General features: G+C 37.5%; 24 protein-coding genes and 1 tRNA gene. 6 read left to right on the top strand and 19 right to left on the bottom strand.

The window, feature by feature from the left end; genetic code table 11:
- Positions 1-30: 30 nt before the first annotated feature.
- Positions 31-471 (top strand): flavodoxin, encoded by a 441-nt coding sequence (locus tag AB3H90_RS04685; protein WP_010719752.1) that lies wholly within the window; start codon positions 31-33, stop codon positions 469-471.
- A gap of 189 nt (positions 472-660) precedes the next feature.
- Here the strand turns inward: AB3H90_RS04685 and AB3H90_RS04680 are convergent, their stop codons facing one another.
- A complete protein-coding gene (locus AB3H90_RS04680; protein ID WP_010738183.1) occupies positions 661-1,230 on the bottom strand; it encodes a TetR/AcrR family transcriptional regulator in 570 nt (189 codons plus the stop codon).
- A gap of 257 nt (positions 1,231-1,487) precedes the next feature.
- Here AB3H90_RS04680 and AB3H90_RS04675 point away from each other — a divergent pair, with 257 nt between their 5' ends.
- Positions 1,488-2,720 carry an aminopeptidase gene (locus tag AB3H90_RS04675; protein ID WP_053766101.1) on the top strand — a complete coding sequence of 411 codons (1,233 nt, stop codon included), beginning with the start codon at positions 1,488-1,490 and terminating at the stop codon, positions 2,718-2,720.
- A gap of 317 nt (positions 2,721-3,037) precedes the next feature.
- Positions 3,038-3,433: a hypothetical protein gene (locus tag AB3H90_RS04670; RefSeq protein ID WP_081128588.1), complete on the top strand. Its 396-nt coding sequence runs from the start codon at positions 3,038-3,040 to the stop codon at positions 3,431-3,433.
- A gap of 61 nt (positions 3,434-3,494) precedes the next feature.
- Here the strand turns inward: AB3H90_RS04670 and AB3H90_RS04665 are convergent.
- The 12 genes from AB3H90_RS04665 to sfsA all read right to left on the bottom strand — a co-directional run bounded on the left by AB3H90_RS04665 (position 3,495) and on the right by sfsA (position 14,495).
- Positions 3,495-3,568, bottom strand: a tRNA-Arg gene (locus AB3H90_RS04665).
- A gap of 475 nt (positions 3,569-4,043) precedes the next feature.
- Positions 4,044-5,225, bottom strand: a complete 1,182-nt coding sequence (gene eis, locus AB3H90_RS04660; protein WP_368016277.1) for an enhanced intracellular survival protein Eis — start codon at positions 5,223-5,225, stop codon at positions 4,044-4,046.
- A gap of 145 nt (positions 5,226-5,370) precedes the next feature.
- Entirely contained in the window at positions 5,371-5,784 is a 414-nt protein-coding gene (locus AB3H90_RS04655) for a DUF3284 domain-containing protein (RefSeq protein WP_368016275.1), read from the bottom strand.
- A complete protein-coding gene (locus AB3H90_RS04650) occupies positions 5,784-5,966 on the bottom strand; it encodes a DUF3188 domain-containing protein (RefSeq protein WP_010719759.1) in 183 nt (60 codons plus the stop codon). Before AB3H90_RS04650 ends, AB3H90_RS04655 begins: the two co-directional genes overlap by 1 nt.
- A gap of 27 nt (positions 5,967-5,993) precedes the next feature.
- Complete coding sequence (locus AB3H90_RS04645; RefSeq protein ID WP_010719760.1) at positions 5,994-6,215, bottom strand: hypothetical protein; 222 nt, start codon at positions 6,213-6,215, stop codon at positions 5,994-5,996.
- A gap of 63 nt (positions 6,216-6,278) precedes the next feature.
- Positions 6,279-7,736 (bottom strand): PTS sugar transporter subunit IIC, encoded by a 1,458-nt coding sequence (locus AB3H90_RS04640; RefSeq protein WP_010719761.1) that lies wholly within the window; start codon positions 7,734-7,736, stop codon positions 6,279-6,281.
- Positions 7,737-7,860: 124 nt separating this feature from the next.
- On the bottom strand, positions 7,861-8,181 hold the full coding sequence (locus AB3H90_RS04635) for a PTS lactose/cellobiose transporter subunit IIA (protein WP_010719762.1): 321 nt from the start codon (positions 8,179-8,181) through the stop codon (positions 7,861-7,863).
- Between the two features lie 25 nt (positions 8,182-8,206).
- Positions 8,207-8,524 (bottom strand): PTS sugar transporter subunit IIB, encoded by a 318-nt coding sequence (locus AB3H90_RS04630; RefSeq protein ID WP_010719763.1) that lies wholly within the window; start codon positions 8,522-8,524, stop codon positions 8,207-8,209.
- A 154-nt stretch (positions 8,525-8,678) separates the two neighbouring features.
- On the bottom strand, positions 8,679-11,381 hold the full coding sequence (locus tag AB3H90_RS04625; protein WP_207433119.1) for a sigma 54-interacting transcriptional regulator: 2,703 nt from the start codon (positions 11,379-11,381) through the stop codon (positions 8,679-8,681).
- A gap of 64 nt (positions 11,382-11,445) precedes the next feature.
- The gene (locus tag AB3H90_RS04620; protein WP_368016274.1) at positions 11,446-12,735 is read right to left on the bottom strand and encodes a DEAD/DEAH box helicase; all 1,290 of its coding nucleotides are present in this window, start codon (positions 12,733-12,735) and stop codon (positions 11,446-11,448) included.
- Position 12,736: 1 nt separating this feature from the next.
- Complete coding sequence (locus tag AB3H90_RS04615; RefSeq protein ID WP_368016273.1) at positions 12,737-13,750, bottom strand: Gfo/Idh/MocA family protein; 1,014 nt, start codon at positions 13,748-13,750, stop codon at positions 12,737-12,739.
- 16 nt (positions 13,751-13,766) lie between these two features.
- Positions 13,767-14,495 (bottom strand): DNA/RNA nuclease SfsA, encoded by a 729-nt coding sequence (sfsA, locus tag AB3H90_RS04610; protein WP_010719767.1) that lies wholly within the window; start codon positions 14,493-14,495, stop codon positions 13,767-13,769.
- Between the two features lie 161 nt (positions 14,496-14,656).
- Between sfsA and AB3H90_RS04605 the strand changes: the two genes are divergently transcribed.
- From AB3H90_RS04605 to zwf, 3 genes are all read left to right on the top strand, one after another.
- The gene (locus AB3H90_RS04605; RefSeq protein WP_010738194.1) at positions 14,657-15,049 is read left to right on the top strand and encodes a DUF4828 domain-containing protein; all 393 of its coding nucleotides are present in this window, start codon (positions 14,657-14,659) and stop codon (positions 15,047-15,049) included.
- Between the two features lie 247 nt (positions 15,050-15,296).
- Positions 15,297-15,944 carry a metal-dependent transcriptional regulator gene (locus AB3H90_RS04600; RefSeq protein WP_010719768.1) on the top strand — a complete coding sequence of 216 codons (648 nt, stop codon included), beginning with the start codon at positions 15,297-15,299 and terminating at the stop codon, positions 15,942-15,944.
- 14 nt (positions 15,945-15,958) lie between these two features.
- Positions 15,959-17,488, top strand: coding sequence for a glucose-6-phosphate dehydrogenase (gene zwf, locus AB3H90_RS04595; RefSeq protein WP_010719769.1), 1,530 nt, complete (start codon positions 15,959-15,961; stop codon positions 17,486-17,488).
- Between the two features lie 218 nt (positions 17,489-17,706).
- On the opposite strand, the gene ileS is transcribed toward zwf, so the two are convergent.
- From ileS to AB3H90_RS04565, 6 genes are all read right to left on the bottom strand, one after another.
- Positions 17,707-20,499, bottom strand: coding sequence for an isoleucine--tRNA ligase (gene ileS / locus AB3H90_RS04590; protein WP_010738196.1), 2,793 nt, complete (start codon positions 20,497-20,499; stop codon positions 17,707-17,709).
- A gap of 258 nt (positions 20,500-20,757) precedes the next feature.
- On the bottom strand, positions 20,758-21,462 hold the full coding sequence (locus AB3H90_RS04585) for a DivIVA domain-containing protein (protein WP_010719771.1): 705 nt from the start codon (positions 21,460-21,462) through the stop codon (positions 20,758-20,760).
- Between the two features lie 20 nt (positions 21,463-21,482).
- The gene (locus AB3H90_RS04580; RefSeq protein ID WP_010738197.1) at positions 21,483-22,265 is read right to left on the bottom strand and encodes an RNA-binding protein; all 783 of its coding nucleotides are present in this window, start codon (positions 22,263-22,265) and stop codon (positions 21,483-21,485) included.
- Between the two features lie 35 nt (positions 22,266-22,300).
- Positions 22,301-22,570 (bottom strand): YggT family protein, encoded by a 270-nt coding sequence (locus AB3H90_RS04575; RefSeq protein ID WP_368016310.1) that lies wholly within the window; start codon positions 22,568-22,570, stop codon positions 22,301-22,303.
- Positions 22,571-22,599: 29 nt separating this feature from the next.
- Positions 22,600-23,196: a cell division protein SepF gene (locus AB3H90_RS04570; protein WP_010719773.1), complete on the bottom strand. Its 597-nt coding sequence runs from the start codon at positions 23,194-23,196 to the stop codon at positions 22,600-22,602.
- Positions 23,196-23,882, bottom strand: coding sequence for a YggS family pyridoxal phosphate-dependent enzyme (locus AB3H90_RS04565; RefSeq protein WP_010719774.1), 687 nt, complete (start codon positions 23,880-23,882; stop codon positions 23,196-23,198). The genes AB3H90_RS04570 and AB3H90_RS04565 overlap by 1 nt, the downstream gene beginning before the upstream one ends.
- Between the last annotated feature and the right edge of the window lie 11 nt (positions 23,883-23,893).

The following is a 23,893-nucleotide window of genomic DNA, read 5'->3' as shown; positions in this document are numbered from 1 at the left end:
GATCATATATCAATAAGTAGGAGGCAACCCATGGCTTTAGCAAAAATCGTTTACGCAAGTATGACTGGCAATACAGAAGAAATTGCTGATATCGTAGCAGAAGCTTTTGAAAATTTAGATATTGATGTTGAAATCAATGAGTGTACTCAAGTGGATGCAGATGAATTTGAGGATGCAGATATTTGTGTCGTCGCAACTTATACATACGATGATGGTGACTTACCAGATGAGATCGTAGACTTATATGAAGATTTACAAGAACTTGACTTGTCTGGAAAAATCTATGGCGTTTGTGGTTCTGGAGACACTTTTTATGATGAATTTTGTAAGTCCGTAGATGACTTCGATGCTGCCTTTGCGAAAACAGGAGCAGTCAAAGGAACAGAAAATGTTAAAGTTGATTTAAACGCTGAAGAAGAAGACATCGAAAAACTCGAAGCATTTGCTAAGGCGCTTGTTTCAAAATTATAGGCCAAAGCAGTCAGCTCACAGCTGAGAACTTTTGGCAAAACTTCAATTATTTGATAAAAAGAACGTGTGATGCTGGAGAGAGTTAGCATCACACGTTCTTTTTATCATGTTTTTAGAAGCTTTTTTAATTTCAAAAAATCAATGTGTATGTTTGAGAAAGACTTTCGAGAAATACTTCAAGTAGTTTGTTTAATTCACTTGGATCGTTTCTTTCGTATTTAGCGTCGCATTGATGCTATCTTGGATCATTTTTTCAATTTGTTCCTTGGTCGGATGAATGATACTTGAAGACATCAGTGCCGCTAATCCTGTAGCGATGATCCAAATTGTGTTATGCAAAGACTCAATTTGTTCCGCAGATAGATCAGCATACTCTGGATCTTTCTTGACCGTCTCGACAAAATAATTATAAGAGAAGTTTTGCATCTCCCTTCCCCCACCATATTCTTCTAAGTACAGAGAACTGTATAATTTTTTCTCTCGATTGGCAAAATCAATATAGTTTACAGCTAAATCGATAATGGTATTTCCTGTATGTACAACTGGGAACACTTCATGCTTCAAGTACTCGTAAATCTGAGCAAATAAGGCTTGCTTCAGATCATCCATGTTTTTGAACTCAAGATAAATCGGTTGAGTCGAACAATTCATTTTATTTGCAATATTCCTTGCCGTAAATTTTGAAAATCCTTCTGTGGTAGCCACTTCAAAAGCGGCTGCCAAAATCTGATCTTTTGTGATCGTCTTTTTTCTTGCCATAATTTTTTAATCTCCTTGAAATTATTTATAACGCTTCCACCATTGATTAATTTAATTGTAACATGATTATTTTGTTATGCACAACTTGTTTTTTTATTTTTAAAAAATTACTTTAAAAACAATCAATTTTATAAATTTTAGACATCATTTAGAAGAACACCCATTTTTTATTTTACGATTCTGGCAGATTGTCTCTAAAAGAATTAAATGTTATCATACAAATAGCTATTGGATGAAACATTAGGAGGAAATGGATTATGTTAGAAAATTTTAATGAGAACCTCGAAAAATATGCACGATTAATTGTTGAAACCGGCGTAAACGTCGAAAAAGACCATACAGTTGTTTTACAAATCAACGTCGATCAAGCCCCATTAGCTCGCTTGATCACCAAAGAAGCCTATCGTTTAGGTGCAGCTGAAGTGATCGTACAATGGACGGACGACGTGATCCAAAAAGAATTTCTTTCTTACGCTGCACAAGACCGTCTTGAAACTGTTCCACAATATAAAATTGATCAGACTGATGATTGGATCGCTAAAGGTGCTAGCCGAATCAGTGTTGTATCTGCCGATCCAGATGCTTTTGGTGGCGTAGATGGAAAACGAATCGCTACGTATCAAACTGCCGCTGGCAAAGCAATGATGAATCTAAGAAAAGCGACCCAAGCAAATAAAGTAAGCTGGACTGTAGTCGCTGCGGCTGGTAAACAATGGGCAGCTAAAGTTTTCCCAGATTTACCAGAAGAAGAACAACTGGATGCGTTATGGGATCAAATTTTTAAAACAACTCGTATTTACGAAGAAGATCCTGTACAGGCTTGGAAAGAACATGATGAAAAATTAGCGAAAAAAGCCGATGAATTAAATCAAGAACAGTTTACTGCCCTGCACTATACTGCCCCTGGCACAGATATCGTCATTGGCCTACCAAAAAATCATCTTTGGGAAGGCGCAGGAAGTTACAACTCCCGTGGAGAAAAATTCATGGCAAATATGCCTACTGAAGAAGTGTTTACTGCACCTGATTACCGACGGATCGATGGTTATATCTCTAGTACAAAACCATTGAGCTATGCAGGTACGATCATCTCAGGGATGAAGTTTACTTTTGAAGCTGGAAAAGTCATTGATTTTTCTGCTGAACAAGGTCAAGAAGTATTGGAAACCTTGCTCAACACTGATGAAGGCGCACGCTCATTAGGGGAAGTAGCACTCGTTCCCGATCCTTCGCCAATTTCTCAATCGGGTATTATCTTTTACAATACGTTATTTGACGAAAACGCGTCGAATCACTTAGCTCTAGGATCTGCGTATGCCTTTAGTGTCGAAGGTGGTACTGAAATGACCGATGAAGAACTTGTGCAAGCTGGTCTTAACCGTAGTCAAACCCATGTTGATTTTATGGTTGGTTCTGACCAAATGAATATTGACGGTATCCGTGAAGACGGTTCTACTGTTCCAGTATTTAGAAATGGTGACTGGGCTTAATCTGATAAAACGATGCAAAAAAAGAGGAGAAATCTTAAACGACCTCCAAAAGTTAGATTTTTGGTCTAACTTTTTGGGGTACTACAGACTTCTTCTCTTTTTTGTGATGATTATTTCTATTACAGACAACACTTTTCCCCGCTACTCACTGAAAGATGGTCGAATAAGCGATTTTTTGATCCTGTTGTTCAAGTTTTTTATAAAAATTATTTATACTATCTATCACGAAATTCGATTAATACATTTTCTGTTTTTTGATAAGATTGACAAAAACAACATTCATTATTAAAAATTAGAAAAAATGATGGAGAGATAGTATGCCTTTTATTGTTTATTTTTTTGTCTTACTATTAACACTTTATATCCCTCTGCCGACTGTATTATTATTTTTTCATCGTTTAGCTAACCAACATGATATGCTCACGACTATTCACAAATTCATTTTGCTATTTTTGGTTTGTTTAGATTATCGGTTCAGTTTCTACTGTATTTATCAATGTAAAATAAAGAAACAATACTACTTGTACCTTATCTTGATTAATATTATCGAATTAGGTATTCATTTTTATTTACTGGTCAAGTATCAAACTGTTTGTTTAACTATCATCACTTTGAGCCAATTGTTGTTGCTTATTTGTATGTTTACTTTTCCTTTATCAAAAAAATTTAGAAAAGCTGTCTTTCACTCACCAGAAAAATCGAATGTAGCGTAGAAAACTATCTTGGTCCCACACAAACAAAAAAACCTGAACCACAACGGTTACAGGTTTTTAACGTTCCTGACTGGAATTGAACCAGCGACCTATCGCTTAGGAGGCGATTGCTCTATCCTACTGAGCTACAGGAACAAGTTCTCAATAGTATTATTTTAGCTTGTTTAGGAATCACATGCAAGCTTCTCTTAGAAAAATCATTTTTCTTCCTAAGCAAAACGTTTCCACTAGCTTTTGACGAGTGATAAAATAGAGTTATCTAACAAGTGATGAGGGAGGTTTTATTTATGAAAGACAAACCAAAAGAAGAAATATACGCTGAACGCTTTGATGCTTCTAAACAAGAACGAGAACAACTATCAAAAGAAGCCATTAAACAGCATGAAGATGAAAAACCTTAGAAAAAAGAAAGTCGCAAATTCAAGTTTACTAAAAAAGAAGATTTGCTGTAGAGAAATGAGATAAATCAGTGGCAAAAAAGCAATCTGATTTTCAGAATGATATCGAAAAAATTTCAAAATAGCTTTTTATACGATAACGCCCTCCAAGAATTCGTCGAAAACCTTGGAGGGCGTTATATGCGTTGAGCAACAAATATTTTACGTTCATTTTAAAAATAATCATTTAGAATAGGTTGCTGACTTGGAAAGCATGGCGCCATTTCTAATAGAGCTTCAGTTGACAATTGGATGTGATTGTAAAAAACAAGTTCTTCCATCTGACGATACCCCATTAATAATTGAGTCATGCGTTGAATGGTTCCACTGATGGTTGGTAATTTTGTTTCTGTTACTTTTTCAATTTTCACCTCTGCATTTGATACAGTGATCTCAAAGATCCCTTCATTCCACAGTGCGTAAGGATCTTCTGTTACTTCTAAAGCAAAAGTGAGCGCTTGTTTTTTGAAAGGATAGTCTTTCAGAAACAACTCAAGATCAACAATTCTGCCCATCATATATGGCGTAATCGTCATTTGTGCAAAAGGATTTTTAAGCAAATAATTTTGATCACTACCTGAATAACCACAAGCATAGTCAAAAGAAGCAAACGCCCCACTATGGGAACTAACAAACCTCACTAATCCTTGAAAGGCTTCATGATTCAAATAGCCCCATTCCACTACTACAAATGTTGGTGCCGTTAACTGGTAAACCACATATCCCGCTGCTTGACCAGATTCATCGTAATACAGCGCATAATGATTATCTGTCTTTTGCTTAAACTTATAGGTATACCACCAGTCTTCTCTACTTAATCCACCACGCTGATTCACTGGCATTTGTTTATAAATCATTTCTATGACTTCTTTTGCTTGTTCAAAAGTCACTCGTTTCATTTTGCCAGCCGTCTTTTTCACGTTCGGTACATCTCGACTATCCAATTGATAATTGATTTTATCAAACAATTGCTCATAACCGTAGCGACGATAAAATGGGTAAGAAAATGGAGCAAGATAAGAAAGACTTACTTTTCTTTCACGGCAATCTTTTAAGATTTTTTCCATGATTTGATTGATCCCACCTTGTCCCCTAGCTTCAGGATAAGATGCTACATAACCGATTCCTGCCATTAAATACTGCTGCCCATAAAATTCAACAGAAAAAGGCGTCGCCATTACTTGGCTAGTGAGTTGCTCTTCCTCGTCAAAAAAACCATAATTCCATGAATTTTCAACGATCAGTTTGAATCGTTCACGTCTTGCAGGTGTATCCTGCGCATTAAATGCATAGGTTGCTAGTTCAAACATCGCTTCTTGATAAGCAACACCAAGTTCTTTTACTTCATTTGCCATTTTTGTTACCCCTTCCATCAAAAACAATAAAAAATTGTGTCAAGTTCAGTGATCCAACCATAGTCACTTTATCAAAATAAAAATGTTATTTCAATAAATCACTATTTAGCTAAATCAACTGCTTCTTGCCACAATTAGTTTTTTACTAGTAAGTTTCTTCGATCATTACTAACATTTTTTTGAAGCGACGTTTTTTAAAATACATCAACATCGTTCCTAAAATCATATCATTTAATTTTTGTAGCATCCCATATGATTTCATTTGTTCCGTATAACGTACTTCGCAGATTTTATCATCTAACGCTTTGATTTGATAATGGACGACATAATCATTTTTTGTGGTAGATGTTCGAAATTTATACGACTGATTTTCAATAACTTCCTCGATCTTGATGCGAGCGCGGCTATTTTGTGAGAATTGTTTGACGTATTCAAGGTTTTTAAGTTGTTTACGAGTAACCGATTTTCCAGTCGCTTTACGTACATCAAAAAGGACAGAGTCCATCACTTTATCATAGAAAAAGGATGCTGGAATATTTAAAGTTTTAACGATTTCCATTAGCTATTTTTCCCCTTTGCTTCTTCTCTTTTTTTCCCTTTTAAAAAGAAATGTATACCTAAACCTGCCAGAAATAGTCCTGTAGCCATACTATACAAATCATAGTTTTGCGAACTAGGATTTAAACAATACAATACGATCAGTGAACCAATACTACATAAAAATAAGCCGTTTTTCATCATTTTGAACCCTTCCTATCTTACAACCAGTTAAACTGCTGTTGCTTGAAAATATAAAACAGTGCCCCATGGTTGTGCTTTGATTAATGCTTTTGCTTTTTGTGCTGCTGCTTCTTTATCTTGTGCGCTCGTCTCAAAAAACAATTTGATCCCTTGTTTTTCTTTAAATGTATATGAAAAGCCATCTTCATTGTAACCTTCTAATAACTCTTTGATAGCATCTTGTTGCATGGCACTTGCGATTGAAATCATTTTAGTTCCTCCTAGATTATTATTTAGAGAGCAGAAACAAAAAATGCTTCTGCTCATTGATTTTTATTGTTCGCCTGCTGCTGGATCCATCTTATTCGCTGAGATAACGAACGGTGCCCAGATCAAGAAAGTAACAACCATACATACTAATGTCACGATTGGCGCACGCCAGTCTGCTCCGGTAGCTAGGAACGAGAGTAAGAATGGTGGAACAACCCATGTGACTTGTTGCGATACTGGGGCGACCAAACCAAAGTAAGTTGCTCCCCAACCTATAGCTGTTGCAACAACAGGTGCTAATAAGAATGGGATGAACATGATAGCGTTCAATACAATCGGCAAACCAAACATAACTGGTTCATTGATGTTGAAAATACCAGGTCCAATCGACAATTTAGCAACTGTTAAATAATCAGCACGTTTAGAAAGGAGTAAAATAGCAATCAATAGAACGATCGTACCACCAGAACCCCCGAACCAAGCGAAGGCATCAAAGGATCCACGAACCCACATATAAGCCTTACCATCTTCAATTGCATCTAAGACTGCAGGTGTTCCTGTTTTGCCATTGTAACCTTTTTGGAAAATATCGATATTGATCAATTGTGCTTGACCCCAAATTCCTTCTAAAACTGGAGCTAACACGTTTGGTCCATGAATACCAAAGAACCAGAAGATCTGAACAAAGACCGTAACGATCAAAACAGCACCGATCCCTTGAGATAATCCCAAGAAAGGTTCAGCGATATATTTTTGAACTAAATCAATGATCAATTGTCCGTCAGCGATACGGCCAACGATATAATTAATAATAGCAATGACATATAAAGCGATCGTTGCTGGCAGAATTGCGGCAAAAGCCTTCGATACTGCTGGTGGTACAGAATCTGGCATTTTGATCGTAATGTTGGCTAACATTAATTTACAGAAAATAATGACAGAAATAGCACCCATGATCATGACTGTGAAATAAGAGTTTCCATTTAAATGATCAAGTTTTAGCCAACCCCAAAGACCAACAGATAAATTTCCATCCGCGATTGTTGCCCCTAATTCTGTTCCATTGATGGCATCAACGATATTTTGCGGAACATTCACGTTCAAAGCGGCTGACAATGAAGGACCAAAAGAAATTCCTTGGATCAAAGTTGCCAGACCAACGATCCCTCCGGCTAGGTCATTGACCCCATATGCTCTCGCAAGATTGTATCCCCAAGAAAAGGCAAAAATCAAGCCGGCAATTGCTAATGTTCCATTCCATACAAATCCATTAATTCCAATAATAACATTTAATACTGCAAAAATTCCTTTGTCCGCTGCTAAACTATCTGCATACGTACTATTAAATTGCTGTGGTAAATCTCGAATAATTGCATTGATCATTACAGCGACTGATCCCGCCATTGTTGCAGGTAAAGTACCGATAAAAGCGTCACGCAAAGCAACTAAATGTTTCTGCGCACCAATTTTTGCGGCAACCGGAAGGATGTATTTCTCCATCCAATTTGTTAATCCGTTCATTTTTATATCCTCCTATAAGTTGTTTATATAAAGAATTGCTTCCTCATACCAAATTAAAAAAATCCGTTCAAAATTTTTTCTTCTTCCGTTCAAAAAAGAAGGTTCTATTTTCGTTCATCTGTCTTTATTCGACATTGATTCTTCGGTAAAGTTCAATAAGTTCTTCTGCTAAATCAGTAAAAGCAATCGACGTCATTAAATGGTCTTGACTGTGTACGGTCAATAACGTGACCTGAACATGGTTTCCTTGTGCTTCTTGTGTCAACATTTGCGTCTGTGAATGATGGGCTTGGACTAATGATTCCTTTGCATCCATTATTTTTTGATCCGCTAACTCGAAATTACCTTTTTTAGCCGCAGAAATCGCTTCCATTGCATCGCTCTTGGCATTACCACCAAACATGATGAGTCCCATGATGGCTTCGAGATTTTGTTGATCTTCCACATTTTTTCCTCCATTTCCTATAGATTTATTGCATCAAATTTTCGGCTTGTTCTAGTACTTTTGCACCATTCATCATGCCGTAATCTTGCATATTGATTACATCTAGCGGAATCCCTTTCGGTGCTAATTTTTGCTCAAATTGAGCTTTCATAAACCGTACTTGAGGTCCTAAAAGTAAGACATCGACATTTTTTGCTTCAAGATTATTATCAGCATCTGAAGCTGAAACAGCAAAAATATCTGCCTCCATTCCTTTTTCTTCTGCAGCTTTTTGCATTTTCGTAACTAGCAAACTTGTACTCATCCCCGCAGAGCATACTAACATAATCGTTTTTTTCGCCATTTTCTCCACTCCTTTTAATTTGTTTTACACATTTTTATAATGCAAGAAGCATGCCAAACAAAAAAAGAACCAAAATAGCGTTTTCATAGCCTTTGGTCCTTCTTTTCTGTGCGCACACTGATGTTATCTGTGTAAAAAAATAGATTAGTGTGTTTTATTTTTTAATTTTATTTTCAATAAACATTTGCGTTAAGAAGGCAATCTCATTTTCTGGGATATTCACCTGATATTTCCGTTCCAATCCAATAAGATTCGTTCGAACGATGTCCATTTCTAAACGATAAATTTTTGAGAAAGTAGACAGATTCTCAAATTCTCGGGTCTTCTCATGCTTGATCAGTCCATCCAGTAAAAAGGCTAAATGAATCACGATCCCAATGTCTACTCCTGGCTCTACTATAATTGAGAGATCCGTTTGGATTTGCTGGATGTTTTTTTGTAAAGAATGGATCAAAATCTCTACCGAAGAAATCGAATTTAAAGAATCTTTTAATGAATCAACGATTTTGGCAGTTGGAACTTCATCATCAGCGATCCGCTTGAGCATATTCAATTTCTCATCGTTGAAGACATCATACGCTGAGAAAAACGGAATATTTTGGTAATCCACATCTACCGTGCCCGCAATTGCTTTGATCTCATATTCTTCTAATAATGCATCAATGTGTCGCTTAAATGATTCTCGTTCTAAAAACTGCATTTGGATCACTTCGACCTTTTTCTGGTCGATTACAGGAACAATCCGCTGGTATAATTTAGCTGCTACACCTTCCCCAGTAAAACAAGTAACGATCACCGCTTTTTTACGTTCATAGGTCTCAGTTTGTTCTTCTTTGAATTGGTCCTTGACGATCGTTTCAAAGGAAATCTGGATACTTTGATAGATATCTTCCAAGCTCCGCCCAACATTCGCCATCCGTAATGCCTCAATCACGATCATCGTACTACTCATTGTAATTGCTTTCGTTTTGATTCCAGTCTCTTCAAAAATCAAGTCACCAAAGGTATTTAAAGAACCCATATCCGTCAGTAAGATCAATCCATTCGTCAGACTTGCCTGACGATTTTGAACATAAGCCAGCACTTCTTCATACATCGTTTGGACTTCCATGGCTAACGGCATATTAAATGCTGTACCTAATTTCGTTCCTAATAATTCTTGCGCCATTTCCAACATACTTGAGGCGGTTTGTCTGCCGTGCATCAAAACTAAGACCTCAACTTTATTTTCTTTTACTGGTTCACTTTCGCCAAGATTAATGGAAAGAAACATACTGATAAAACCAATTTCGTCAAACGGAATTTCAATTTGTTGTTCTTCTTCAATGATCGTAGATAAATCAATGGCTACTTGAAATTCCTTTTTAAAATTTTTGCGTACGTTGTTGAGATCAGGATGAACAATCATGTGTCCTTCTTTGACCCGATCCAATGTACTTTGCAAATGAAGGGCAAAGGCAAATCGAGCTTTTTCATTGTAGATTCGATCCAATCTAGCTTCTGCAACATCGTATAACTCGTTGGTTAACCGCCAAATATCATCTGGCAACAGATCTTTTGGAATCGTACTCTTTGTCAGCTCTTTGACATAAGTTTGGAAATAAGCATCCACATCTTTCGAGATCAAAGTTTCTAAATCAATACTTTCGACACCCGTTTCTGATAAAGAAAGCATTTTTTCTTCGATATCATTATAGACCTGCATGTTTCGTTCTGGATCTTGTGACCAAACAACATCAGCAAAACCAGGCTCAAAAGTCAGGTATTGACTCTTACTATCCATAAAGCGATCCAAACGTTCAGGTACTTCTTTGATTTTCAACAACCCTTTTTGTACTTGGAGAGACAGTTCTTCTTTACGAATAATCAGTTTTTCTTCATTATGTGTCCGATAATGTAAAAATGACTTCGCACATACTAATTTCAAATCACGCTTGACTTGTCCGATATTTCCTTCTGCATCATAAAGCATAAATGCCAAAATGGCTTCTTTTTCGATATCTATACGTTGATTCAAACGATTGGCTTCTTGTTTGATAAATAAAGAAATGATTTCATAACGTTCATCTAATGAACGAGAAGCCAGATTTGGTAATGTGATTGCCATAGGAATTCGGCGATTAAAGGTTGTCAAAAAACTTTCAGATGACTCGGTGGTTGCTCCAATGATCTGAACAGATGCTTCATGGACGTGGGCGCTTTCTCCCAACGGACGGTAGACCCCTTTATCAATAAAAGTAAACAACATTTCTTGTCCTTCCGGTGGTAAACGATGAATTTCATCAAGAAACAAGATCCCACCATTCGCTTTCGCAATCAACCCTTGACTATCTTGCGATGCCCCAGTATAAGCTCCTTTTTTGATTCCAAAAATATGTCCAAACAGTAACTGTGGATTCTGCGCATAATCCGCACAATTAAAGGAAACAAAAGGTGCATCTTCTGAGAGCATTTCAGAATCAATCGCAAAATGATACATACATTCTGCAAACATCGATTTACCCGTTCCTGTCTCACCAAAAATGATTGTATGCAATCCTCGAGGAGGATATAATATGGCTGCCTTAGCTTGCTGGATGCTTACTTTCAAAGAATCATTTTCACCAACTAGTGTATCAAACGTCACTTGGGTCGATGCATCAACGTGAACTTTGTCAGAGGCTGTTTTTTGCGGAGGCAATGAATAGACAACTGGTCTGCCGGAACTTTTGATAATATAGCGGTCTTTATAGAGATCGCTGAGATATCGACTTGCATTACTTCGATCGATTTTTAGATGTTTTGCCACATCACTTGCCGTCAATCCTTGCTGTTTCTCATGCAATAGATCCAATATTTCTTCTTGTCTTTCGTTCATACAATCCCCCACTATCCTCAAATAACGCTGATTGCGTTTTCAATATAATAACACAAAAAGGCGCTTATTTGCGCCTTGCTCCTTTATTTTTCTGCTTTTTTTGTTTGTTTTTAAGCTTTTTCTTTGGCGTACTATTTTTTTCAACTTGTTCTTTTTTCGAAGGACCAAATGGAGCAGTTTTTTTTGTGTTTTTGTCATTGGCTTCTTCTTTTTGTGAGAGTTCTTTTTGTGGCAATTCTTTGACTAATTGTCCACCATGAAGAAAAATCTCTTCCATATCAATCGCCATATGACGTGTTAATTTTTTCAACTCTTTAACAGTATGATCTTGCACAAATGTGATCACGGTTCCGTCTTTCCCCATCCGTCCGGTTCGCCCTGAACGATGCAAATAAGCTTCTTCCGTTAAGGGAATTTCGGCATTCACAACATAAGGTAATTGTTCGATATCTAATCCTCTGGCTGCTACGTCAGTCGTGAACAACATCGTGATTTTCTTATTCTTGAATTGATCAAGTGCTGCTTTACGTAACAATTTATTTTGATCGGAAGCTAAGCTGCCAACTGAAACACCACGAAATTGTAATTTTTCTTCCATTGTCCCTAATTCATTGAGTTGGTTGAAAAAGACTAGTCCATGAAAATCTGTGACATAAGCAAGCCGTCTCAAATATTCTTCTTTTTTACGAGGTGGTATCCTTAAATAGTAATGTTGCTGACCTTTTCTAGAGTCATCGTCTTTTGTGACATCAACAACTGGGATGGAAGCCTTTGTGATTTCTTCAATTTTACTGATTGAGCGATCAGCTGTTGCTGAGAAGAATACTAATTGATAGTCCACAGGGGCTTGTCGCACAATTTGTTCCACTAATGAACGATTCCCTTCATCAAACAATTGATCTGCTTCATCAAAAACAATCGTTTGCAACTGATGAGCTTTTAATTTTTTGGTCTTCATCAATTCCAGCACCCGTCCAGGAGTCCCTACTAAGACTTCTGGTCGTTTTTTCAAACCTTCGATCTGCCTTTTGACGTTAGCTCCGCCCACAAGTGATTGGACTTTTAATGCCAATCCTTTTGACCACTCACGAGCCACTTCTGCGACTTGAATTGCTAATTCTTGTGAAGAAACAAGGATTAGTAAAGTACTTCCCCCCTCTTTAGGGACATTCAGCAGCAAAGGTAAAAGATAAGCTAATGTTTTGCCTGAGCCGGTTGGTGAAATACCAATAATTGATTCTTTTTCTTTAAGCGGTTGAAAAACAGCCTGTTGGATCAGAGAGGGTGTTTGAAATCCCTTTTCCTGCCATTTTTCTTGCCAAGCTTGTGGAAAGTTTTTTACAAATTCATTCATTTTAAAAATCGTCCTCATTATCGGCATCAAATTTGATGCCACCATTTATTCTAAGATCGTAAACTACTTGGTTCACATTGCGAGCAAGTTCGATCCATTCTTCATATCGTAATCCCCAAGCTGGATCGTTTGGATGATTGATCACATTGGCAAAATCAGCTGCCTCTTCTGCCATGGGATTTTCAGCTGCGGTAATTGCTAATGCATCAATTTCCTGATGTTCTCGATCATGGAACTCTGCCTTTTCAATCGCATTGACCCCATTCATGACTAATGTTCCTGAATTAAAGTAGATTTCTGAAGGTAAGTAAGAATCCCCGATTTTACCAGGTTGAATCGTGACATCAAAGGTCTCATAACGCAAGATCCCCCAACCTAATCCATCAACACCAGTTGAGATCTTTCGTGGGAAATAGTGAGCTTCTGAAGGCATCCCAAACCATCCTATCGTAGCATAAACGAGATAAACGCCCAGATCCATCAGCGCACCACCAGAAAAACGGGTAGAGAAAATATTTGGTACTTCTCCTGCTAGTACTTGATCGTAACGAGAAGAATATTTCATATAACTAAAGTTGGCACCGAGGATCTCATCTTTCAATGGAAGATAGTCAGCAATTTTTTTGAATCCTGCTTCATGGATGTTTCGTGCAGCTTCAAAAAAATAAACATTTTTCTCATTCGCTAGATGAATGATTTCGTCCATTTCTTTAGGCGTACTAAATGCCGGTTTTTCAACAATGACATTTTTTCCTGCTAAAATGCCTTGTTTTGCTTGTTGAAAATGCAGGCTGTTAGGCGAAGCAATGTATACCGTATCAAGATGTTCCAGACCAAAAAAAGTTTCTAAATCTGTCGCATAGGCAATATCTCCCTCATACTTGGCGCCAAATTCTTGTGCTTTTTCTAAATGTCTCGAATAAACTGCTGTTAATTCATATTGTTTCGTGCTTAATGCTGCTTGCACAAATTGATGGGTGATCCAGTTGGTACCAATAATTCCTAAATTGATCATTTCATTTACCTTCTTTCTATTTATTCGGGTCTTCAAACGATGCCTCTACATCAAATGGTATGGCTTGTTTCAAATTGACACAATCCGCTGTTACCTGACAATTATAGGCTAAAACATTCACGCCGTTTAACTGTCCGTAGCGTATGATATTGGCTAACTCCGGTTGCATTGCTTCGTTGATTGTTGCCAGATGAAGGTGTTCAAACTGTGCGATAAACAACACGTAAGTTTCATAGCCTTCCTGTCGCGCTTCCACTAATTCTTTCACATGTTTTAAACCTCGTAACGTTGGCGCATCAGGAAACGCCCCAATTCCTTTATTTTCTAAAGTCATTCCCTTTACTTCGACGAACACTTTTTGTCCTGAATCTGTTTCTAAATAAATATCAAATATGGACTGTCGATAGCGGACTTCACGCTTGAACTTAACGATTTTTCCGATCAACGATGGCAACTGGATTGTTCCAGATAAAATTCCTTCTAATGCCAAACGGTTGGGAAGTTGACTATCGATATTGAACCAGTTATCCCCTTTTTTCACAGCAATTAAATCATAATCTGTTTTCCGTTTTAAACTAGGTGTATATGCAACCGCTACTTTCGCTCCTGGGAGCAGGACTTCTTTACCTCTTCCAGTGTTTTTCACATGTGCTACGATCACTTCTCCTTGTTGGTTCAAGCAATGAGCGATGAAACGATTCGGTCGTTCAATAAAAAAAGCGATTTCTACTTGCTGGTACTTCAAAAACGGTCACCTTTCTTCCTACTATGTATCCTACCATAATTTCACAAAAAACTCTTGAAAAACCAGTCGAAAGTCCTAGAGAAATCTTTATTTTTTTTAGGTACAATGAAACTGACAGAAAATGATCGTTGGAATTAAAAGAGGTTAGGAGTGACAATCGTATGATACGTAAAAAAACACTTTATGGAATCCTTGCATTTTTTGCTATTTTATTTGGAAAATTCTTTCTGAAAAAGAAACAGCCAACCACCAAAGACTTTGATCCAACGCAATATCATGGAACCTGGACCTTTATAGATAAAAATCAACAAAAACAACAACTACTGGTCACAGAAACGTTTGATTTATCTATCAACGGTCACTCCTTAGTAACGGAATTGGTCGAACTAACTCCACAGCAACTCGTCTTGCGAGATCAATATGGTTTTTATTTGATCCTATCATACAGTGATACGACCTTTTATGATGAATCATCCGATACTTCTTATACGTTGACAAAACAAAATAGCTCCTCAAAAGAGGGTGTGACAAGAGCGGCTAACTCTGAAAAATAAGTCGAAGAATTTCCAAAAATCTCCTCCTGTTTTTGGAATTCTTCGGCTTATTTTTGATAGAGCCACTTCTTGAACGACTTTTAGAGCAAGTCCTGTATCCCAAACTCTTTTCATTCCCTTAATCATTGATTTACCTTTCTGTATTTCTTCGTTTATTTTACGTTTTTTGTCTAGAAAAATAGTCATTTGATGTTTTTTTTGATAAACTTACTAATGATGGTTTCATACCATGAAAGGATGATTAAACATGACACCAAATCGAGAAGATTACTTGAAAATCATTTTGGAATTAGGCGGAGACACGACAAAAGTAAATAATAAACAAATCGTTTCCAGTCTTGCTGTGTCCCCAGCTTCTGTTAGCGAAATGATTTCCAAACTTGTGAAAGAACAACTCGTTGAGCATTCTCCTTATCAAGGAGTTCAACTTACGGAGACTGGCTTACAAAAGGCAAGTAGTTTGATTCGCAAACATCGTTTATGGGAAGTTTTTTTAGTCGAACATTTAGATTATAGCTGGAACGAAGTCCATGATGATGCTGAGGTGTTGGAACATGTGACTTCAGAACAACTTGCTGACCATTTAGAAGACTATTTGAATCATCCTATGCACTGTCCACATGGTGGAATTATTCCTAAAAAAGAACAAGTGGTTCATGAAGAACGTAGACAAACATTAGAGTCTTATCCAGTTGGTTCTAAAGTTCGCATCGCTCGAGTGTTGGATGAAAAAGAACTATTGGACTATCTTGTGACGATTGACTTAAACATTGATGAAGAATATGAGATTGTAGATGTTGCCGCTTATGAAGGACCGATCACAATCCAAAATCAACAAAAGAAAATCCCTGTCAGCTTTAAAGCAGCCAGTACGATTTTTGTCGACAAATTATAAAGGAGTACACCCATATGGCTAATGAAAAAAATGTCTTATTTACAATCTTTGGTGGTACAGGTGATTTAGCACAACGCAAATTGTATCCTTCCTTGTTCCGCCTTTATAAAAAAGGAAATCTAGGAAAACATTTTGCAGTAATCGGTACTGCTCGTAGACCTTGGAGTGATGAACATTATCGTGAAGTGGTCGCTTCGACGATCCAGTCCTTGAATCCGACTGAAGAAGAAGCAAAAGAATTTGCTAGTCATTTCTACTATCAATCACATGATGTAAATGATTCTACCCACTACAATACTTTAAAAGACCTAGCTGACCGCTTAGATGAAACCTACCAATTAGCTGGCAATCGCATCTATTATTTAGCCATGTCTCCAGAATTTTTCGGTACGATCGTTTCTCATCTTAAATCGCAACATATCGTTACTGAAAATGGTTATAATCGCTTGATCATCGAAAAACCATTTGGTTCAGATTATCAATCTGCATTCGAGCTGAATGAAAAGATCCGTCAAGTCTTCCCTGAACAAGATATTTTTAGGATTGATCATTATTTAGGTAAAGAAATGATCCAAAATATCTCAGCAATTCGTTTTGCTAATAACATTTTTGAATCACAATGGAACAATCGCTATATCGATAATATTCAGATTACATTCGGTGAAGCTTTAGGTGTTGAAGATCGTGGTGGCTACTATGATCACAGTGGTGCTTTAAAAGATATGGTCCAAAACCACATTCTACAAGTACTAGCACTTTTAGCGATGGAACCTCCTGTCGCCTTTTCTGAAAAAGAAATTCGTGCAGAAAAAATCAAGGCACTGAAAGCTGTGCGAATCTATGAAAAATCTGAAGCATTAAAAAACTTTATCCGTGGGCAATATGCACCTGGTGAGTTAGATGGTAATACATTTAAAGGCTATCGTGAAGAAGATAAAGTAGATCCTGAATCTACTACCGAAACTTTTGTAGCTGGGAAGTTTGTCATTGACAATTTCCGCTGGTCAGGTGTTCCCTTTTATGTACGCACTGGGAAACGTTTGACAGAAAAAGGAACTCGGATCAATATCGTCTTTAAACAAGTCCCAGTCAATGTTTTTAAAACTTCGGTCGAAGATGAACCTTGTGAAGATAGGACATTACCACCAAATGTTTTAACGATTTATATCCAACCAACGGAAGGTTTCTCTTTAACATTAAATGGAAAAGAGGTTGGACAAGGGTTTAACACTGAATTTAGAAGATTAGAGTACCGCAATAGCGCTGAAATGGTTGAAAACAGTCCTGAAGCTTATGAGAAGCTGCTTTTAGATGCTTTAAAAGGTGATGGTACAAACTTTTCACATTGGGAAGAAGTTGCTCAATCTTGGCATATCGTCGATGTCATTCGTAAAGCTTGGGATCAAGTGGAACCTGACTTCCCTAATTATAAAGCTGGAACAATGGGACCAGAAGCTGCATTTGAATTGCTGGAAAAAGATGGGTTTGAATGGATCTGGCAACCAGATGGCTGGTACCGTGATCGTGGAAAGCTAGAAGACTAGCTGTGTGTAACGTTTAAAGTAAAAATTTACTAACATTAAGAGTCTGGGATATTAATCAGTTATGTTCTGATTAATATCCCAGACTTTTTGGCTCCTCTCGACTCTATATGGATAATGAAATCACTCTATTAAAACGAAAAACATCAAAGCTAGTAACTCTTACTAACTTTGATGTTTTTTAGATAACTTTCCTTTAGTCACCAAACATGACCAAATTTTTATTCAAATCCTTCTGCCACTGCTTCTGGATAGTTTTCTTCAACGATGTGCGCACAGCGTCCACATAAGTGTGGTAATTTTTCATCAACGCCTACGTCTTTGCGGATTTGACGACAACGATCGCATGTTTGTCCGTCAGCTTTTTCTACTAAAATGGCTACGTCATCAAATTTCACCGCAGCTTCTGGTACTTCTGCGTTAGCTGACATCACTTCATAGTAATCTGGTGACACGATCAACAATTGTGGAATATCCGCATCCACAGCTGTCAGCAATCCACGAACTTGTTCATTTGGATAGATCGTCAACTTCGCTTCCAAAGATTTACCGATCAATTTATTGTTTCGTGCTTCTTCTAAAGCTTTTAACACTTTATCACGGAAGTCCATAAATGCTGCCCAAGTATCCATCAATTCTTCTTGATTTGGATACTCTTGGTAACCTGGAAGTTCACTTAATTGAACAAACTCTTCTTCTTCTTTTAAGAAAGACCAAATTTCTTCTGCAGTATGTGGAATAATCGGTGTTAATAATTTTGTTAAAGCTACTGCTGTTTGATAAAACACAGTTTGCATACAACGGCGTTGGTAATCATTTTCTGATTCGATATAAACAACATCTTTAGCAAAATCCAGATAGAATGCAGATAGATCTACTGTTAAAAAGTTCATTACGGTACGATAGATGTGCATGAAGTTATATTTCTCATATCCTTCTTCACGAATTTCTTTAATCACTTCGTTCAATCGGATAGTCATATATTTATCTACAGAACGTAATTCTTCAAATGAAATCGTATCTTTTTGTGGATCGAAGTCTTCAGTATTTGCAATCAAGAAGCGCATCGTATTTCTGATTTTGCGGTAAACTTCTGCTACTTGGCTTAAAATATCCATGGATACACGTACATCTGCTTCATAATCCACACTAGCTACCCACAAACGTAAGATATCCGCGCCAAATTGTTTGATCACTTTATCTGGCAAGATCGTGTTACCTAACGACTTACTCATCTTACGCCCTTCGCCATCCAGAGTGAACCCTTGAGAAAGGACAGATTTATACGGTGCAACCCCATTGATTGCCACACTTGTAGTAATACTTGAATTGAACCAGCCACGGTATTGATCAGAACCTTCTAAATACATATCAGCTGGGAATGATAGTTCTGGACGTTGACGCAAGACTGCTTCGTGAGAAGAACCTGAATCAAACCAAACATCCATGATATCTGTTTCTTTCGTAAACTGTCCATTCGGTGATCCTGGATGCGTAAAGCCTTCTGGAAGAAGATCTTTCGCTTCTTTCTCAAACCAAATGATTGAACCATGTTCAGCAAACAATTGCGCTACGTGTTCAATCGTTTCCGGCGTAATGATTGCTTCCCCATTCTCAGCGTAAAAGATTGGCAATGGCACACCCCATGCACGTTGACGTGAAATAACCCAGTCGCCACGATCACGGATCATATTATAAAGACGTGTTTTCCCCCAAGGAATGATCCAATCTACTTTTTCTACTTCCTCTAAAATATTTTGTCGGAAATCGTCGATTGATGCAAACCATTGTGGTGTAGCACGATAAATCACAGGTTTTTTTGTACGCCAGTCATGAGGATAACTATGCGTAAAGAAGTCAAGTTTTAATAAAGCACCTTTTTCTTGTAACAAATCAGTAATCATTGGATTCGCTTTGTCGTAAAAGACCCCTTCAAATCCTGGTGCTTCTTCTGTATAAACCCCTTTTGAATCCACTGGAGAAACTACTGGCAATTTATATCTGTTTCCTGCAATATAGTCATCTTCCCCGTGACCTGGTGCTGTATGGACTAATCCAGTACCAGCGTCTAAAGTTACATGGTCACCTAAGATGACTAATGATTCCCGCTCATAAAACGGATGCCAAGCAGTCATGTATTCCATTTCCTGACCAGCAATCTCTTTCAACACCTGAACATCAGACCAACCGATTTCAGTTTGAACTTTTTCTAATAAATCTTTTGCAACGACAAATTTACGTCCATCTGCTTCGATTAAAACGTACGTATAAGTTGGATTTACTGCAATTCCTTGGTTTGCTGGTAATGTCCATGGCGTAGTTGTCCAAATAACGAAAGCTGTATCTTCATCTAACAACCCTTTGCCATCTTTCACATTGAAAGCCACAAAGATAGAAGGAGACTTCACATCTTTATATTCGATTTCTGCTTCAGCAAGTGAAGATTCACTTGACGGAGACCAATAGATTGGTTTCAATCCTTTATAGATATAGCCTTTTTCAGCCATTTTACCGAAAACACGGATTTGTGCCGCTTCGTAAGAAGGATCCAACGTGACGTATGGATGCTCCCAATCGCCTGCCACTCCTAGTCGTTTGAAATCTTCTCGTTGTTTGTCGACTTGTGAAAGGGCATATTCACGACATTTTTCTAAGTACTCTGACATTGTCATTTCTTTTCGTTTGATCCCTTTATTGGCTAATACTTGTTCAATCGGTAAACCGTGAGTATCCCAACCTGGAACATAAGGTGCACGAAATCCTGACATTGATTTTGAACGGATAATGATATCTTTACTGATTTTATTTAATGAATGTCCTAAATGGATATTTCCATTTGCATAAGGAGGTCCATCATGTAAGATGAAACTTGGCTTTCCTTCATTTAATTCTTGTCTTTTTTGATAAATTTTATTTTCTTCCCATTCTTTTTGCCAATCCGCTTCACGATTAGGCAAATTACCACGCATTGGAAATTTTGTTTTACCTAGTTGTAAGGTTTCTTTCATTTTCATAAACCAGTTACGCTCCTTCTTTCATCATTTTAAAGAACACAAAAAAGCATGTTCATCCAAAGGGACGAACATGCCGTGGTACCACCCAAATTCAGTTACATGATCATGTAACTCTTAAAAACCAATAACGAGGTCAACCGTTGTTTCTTACTCCTATTTCAGAAACAATCTTCGTAGAGGATCTTTCACTTTGCAGGGTCTTGCCGAACTTCCACTATCATCGGCTCGCTGAAAAGAATGACAAAATGCTTTTCTGTTCTACTCTTCGTCATCACCAGGAATGATCGAAATATCGATCGCCTGTGTATCAAATGCAGTCATTGGTGCTTCCATGATGCCTGTGTCTGAGTTTACATCAGTTTGATTTTCATTGTCAAGTTGTTTTGCTAAAACTTCTTTGATCACTTCATGACTATCTGACACATAGCTTGAGAAAGGTTGTAAAATTTCATCCCATTCTGGACTTTTTACTTGTTCTAATTGAGATTCTAACATCAAGCTGATTCGTTGGTGGAAAACTCGTGTTTTTTTCTTTAAGTCTTCTGTTTCAACTGCTAGCTGTTTTGCTTTTTCAGTTGCATCTGTTAGGATTTGTCTTGCTTTTTCTTCCGCATCTGTCGTTAATTGGTGCGCACGTTTTTCAGCCGTAGCCACTAATTCATCCGCTTTGTTTTGAGCAGATGTCACGATTACTTCGGACTCTTTACTTGCACTTGTTTTAACTTTATCCGCTGTGTCTTGAGCAACGATGATTGACTGATTCAATGCATCTTTTAGTTCATTGAAATATTCTAATTTTTCTTCTGAATGTTTCACTGCTTTTTCAAGTTCACGGTTTCGTTGCGTGATTTCTTCATAGTCACGAACAACTAAATCTAAGAAATCATCTACTTCGTCTTGATTGTATCCCCGCATTTTTGTGGGGAATGTTTTGTTTTGGATATCTAATGGAGTTAAAGCCATGTGTAAACCACCTTTTTGTTTTATTTACGTAATACACCAAATAATACCCTGTATTTTTCTTTTTTGGTTTTTCCTTCAAGTTCTTGAATTTGGATTCGACCAAATCCTCTGATCGAAACGATATCTAATAACTCAAGTAAAAAATCAGGGCGTGTATTTTCTGTCCAATTTACTTTTACTTTTCCAGACTCAATCAGCTGCTTCGAACGCTGTCTGGAAATATTATAAATCTCCGAGATCACGCTGTCTAGTCTCAATGAAGTCACTGTACCTCTTTCTTGTGTCCAACCATCTTTTGGCACAAGTAATTCCGTATACTTGATTGGCTCCATCCGAACAGAGACTTTGCCGATTTTTGTTACTTGCGTTGCTACAAACTGTTCAACTTCTCTTGCAATGAACACTTGCCAGCGATCACCATCAGAAATGATATCACCAAAGTAAGCTCGTTTGATACCTGTACCAACCAATGTACCTAATACTTTTCCATGAGTCAAACTAGCAAACTTACTCGGATAATGGATTTCATAAAGTGACACCTCAAAATCTTCGTCAGTAGGCTCATAATAGTCAGGAAAAATCAAACATCGCTTCCGTTCTGCTTGCTCATAACCGCCATAAAATGAAAAGTGTAATTCACTATCTTGACGGATCAGCGTCTCTAGTATATAGGATTGTCTTGGATCAAGAAAGTCAGTAAGATAAGGTGCATATTGCCCTTGTACCTGTTCGATCCAATCACCTACTGAATCGATGAAAGAACGTTCATCTGCACGGAAATGCTGATAAACATTAGCATCCATATTTTCCCCTCCTATCAGCTACTCCTTTGATCGTTTTAATAAATTGCCATGACTATCCATAAAACGATATGTTGAAGACCTTGTATTGCTAAGTTTAAAATCAAGATCGCAGCTAGAATCGTAAAATCAATTCCACCAAATCGAAGTGGAAGTCGATCAAATAACTGGATATACGGTTCACAGATTTTTGCTAAAAAGCGACCAATCCCTGATTGATATCCTCCTGGAAACCAGGATAAAAGTGCATAAACCATTAACAAAAGACTGTAAAAGTAGGCTGCTCGTCCCAGCAGATTAAGTAATATAAAAATAATATAAATTGTCGTTCCTCCTCTTATAGGTCAAATAGGTTCACGTCTGCAAAAGATTGTGCTGTTGAACTATCGATTTCCATTCCAGTTGGCGTGCATAGAAAAATCTCGTCACCTACTCGCTTAATGTCACCATCTAATGCATAGACAGTGCCAGTTAAAAAATCAACGATTCTTCTCGCTTGTTTTTCTTCTACTAAATGGAAATTTACTAATGTTGCTTCACCAGCAATGATTCGTTTAGCAATAGCCATTGCTTCAGAATAAGCTCGTGGTTCCATGACCGTAATTTTTCCAGCTAAATTTGTTTTAGGTGTAAAAGAAGTTTTTGCTGTTTCTTCTTTACGTGTTTTTTTAGCTGGTGTTTGATGTAATTCAATCACTTTTTTTGTTTCATTTGCCGCTACACTTTCACGAGCAACAGGACGTGTTGTTTGTTGCGCACGTGGCTTTGAGACAGCTCTTGGCTGGCTCATTTGAGATTGTGTTGGCTGTATTGGTTTCTTTTTTGTTGTAGGCTGTGCTACAGCCGGCTTAGATGTTTCAGGATACTCCTCGTACTCTTCCTCATCAGCTAATCCGAAAAAATTAGCAATCGCACCTCTATTTAAAAGTGGCATTATTGTTCCTCCTCGTCTTTGAATAGCGCTGTTCCTACACGGATGAATGTGGCACCTTCTTCGATTGCCAGTTGAAAGTCCTGACTCATTCCCATGCTTAATTCCGTACATGGTGCATGCGAAAAACCTTTCGAATGAACAAGATCACGCAATTCTTTCAGCGTTCCAAATACTTTGCGAATTTGTTTAGCAGAAGCCTCTTTAGGTGCCATCGTCATTAAACCAACAACCTTTATTTTAGACAAAGCAACTAAAGATTCGATAAAAGGAACCAGCTCTTCTGGCGAAAAACCATGTTTGGATGCTTCACCAGATACATTCACTTCCACAAAACAATCGAGGGGTTTTGTTGCCCTTTTTTGTATTTCTTCTGCTAATTTCAAACTGTCTAATGCGTGAAAGCAATCAATTTCATTTATAATCAATTTTACCTTTCTACGCTGCAAATTACCAATTAAATGCCACTTTACATCAGGATAATTAACTAAATCTTGTTTTTTTTGTAACAATTTATCTACGCGGTTTTCTGCGCAGTTTTTTACACCCTGTTCAATCAATTTTTCTGCCGTAGCAGAATCCACTGATTTGGTGACAGCGACTAGTGTGACTTCTTTCGGATCACGATGAACAAGAGCACACGAGTCCTGAATCTCTTGCTCGATTTTTAGCAAGTTGTCAGCAATCATGTGCTCTTCCT

The sequence above is a fragment of the Enterococcus sp. C63 genome (assembly GCF_040887215.1).
GTDB lineage: Bacteria > Bacillota > Bacilli > Lactobacillales > Enterococcaceae > Enterococcus_B > Enterococcus_B hirae.
This window is presented reverse-complemented; position numbering and strand designations above follow the sequence as displayed.

Excerpts from the sequence above, each read along its gene's own strand:
- AB3H90_RS04650 (WP_010719759.1), bottom strand. The coding sequence starts at position 5,966 with ATGATGAAAAACGGCTTATTTTTATGTAGTATTGGTTCACTGATCGTA.
- AB3H90_RS04605 (WP_010738194.1), top strand. The coding sequence starts at position 14,657 with ATGATACGTAAAAAAACACTTTATGGAATCCTTGCATTTTTTGCTATT.
- AB3H90_RS04570 (WP_010719773.1), bottom strand. The coding sequence starts at position 23,196 with ATGCCACTTTTAAATAGAGGTGCGATTGCTAATTTTTTCGGATTAGCT.
- zwf (WP_010719769.1), top strand. The coding sequence starts at position 15,959 with ATGGCTAATGAAAAAAATGTCTTATTTACAATCTTTGGTGGTACAGGT.
- AB3H90_RS04655 (WP_368016275.1), bottom strand. The coding sequence starts at position 5,784 with ATGGAAATCGTTAAAACTTTAAATATTCCAGCATCCTTTTTCTATGAT.
- AB3H90_RS04565 (WP_010719774.1), bottom strand. The coding sequence starts at position 23,882 with ATGATTGCTGACAACTTGCTAAAAATCGAGCAAGAGATTCAGGACTCG.
- AB3H90_RS04580 (WP_010738197.1), bottom strand. The coding sequence starts at position 22,265 with ATGGATGCTAATGTTTATCAGCATTTCCGTGCAGATGAACGTTCTTTC.
- ileS (WP_010738196.1), bottom strand. The coding sequence starts at position 20,499 with ATGAAAATGAAAGAAACCTTACAACTAGGTAAAACAAAATTTCCAATG.
- eis (WP_368016277.1), bottom strand. The coding sequence starts at position 5,225 with ATGGCAAATGAAGTAAAAGAACTTGGTGTTGCTTATCAAGAAGCGATG.
- AB3H90_RS04630 (WP_010719763.1), bottom strand. The coding sequence starts at position 8,524 with ATGGCGAAAAAAACGATTATGTTAGTATGCTCTGCGGGGATGAGTACA.
- AB3H90_RS04620 (WP_368016274.1), bottom strand. The coding sequence starts at position 12,735 with ATGAATGAATTTGTAAAAAACTTTCCACAAGCTTGGCAAGAAAAATGG.
- AB3H90_RS04645 (WP_010719760.1), bottom strand. The coding sequence starts at position 6,215 with ATGATTTCAATCGCAAGTGCCATGCAACAAGATGCTATCAAAGAGTTA.
- AB3H90_RS04640 (WP_010719761.1), bottom strand. The coding sequence starts at position 7,736 with ATGAACGGATTAACAAATTGGATGGAGAAATACATCCTTCCGGTTGCC.
- AB3H90_RS04680 (WP_010738183.1), bottom strand. The coding sequence starts at position 1,230 with ATGGCAAGAAAAAAGACGATCACAAAAGATCAGATTTTGGCAGCCGCT.
- AB3H90_RS04585 (WP_010719771.1), bottom strand. The coding sequence starts at position 21,462 with ATGGCTTTAACTCCATTAGATATCCAAAACAAAACATTCCCCACAAAA.
- AB3H90_RS04685 (WP_010719752.1), top strand. The coding sequence starts at position 31 with ATGGCTTTAGCAAAAATCGTTTACGCAAGTATGACTGGCAATACAGAA.
- AB3H90_RS04615 (WP_368016273.1), bottom strand. The coding sequence starts at position 13,750 with ATGATCAATTTAGGAATTATTGGTACCAACTGGATCACCCATCAATTT.
- AB3H90_RS04625 (WP_207433119.1), bottom strand. The coding sequence starts at position 11,381 with ATGAACGAAAGACAAGAAGAAATATTGGATCTATTGCATGAGAAACAG.
- AB3H90_RS04670 (WP_081128588.1), top strand. The coding sequence starts at position 3,038 with ATGCCTTTTATTGTTTATTTTTTTGTCTTACTATTAACACTTTATATC.
- AB3H90_RS04600 (WP_010719768.1), top strand. The coding sequence starts at position 15,297 with ATGACACCAAATCGAGAAGATTACTTGAAAATCATTTTGGAATTAGGC.
- AB3H90_RS04675 (WP_053766101.1), top strand. The coding sequence starts at position 1,488 with ATGTTAGAAAATTTTAATGAGAACCTCGAAAAATATGCACGATTAATT.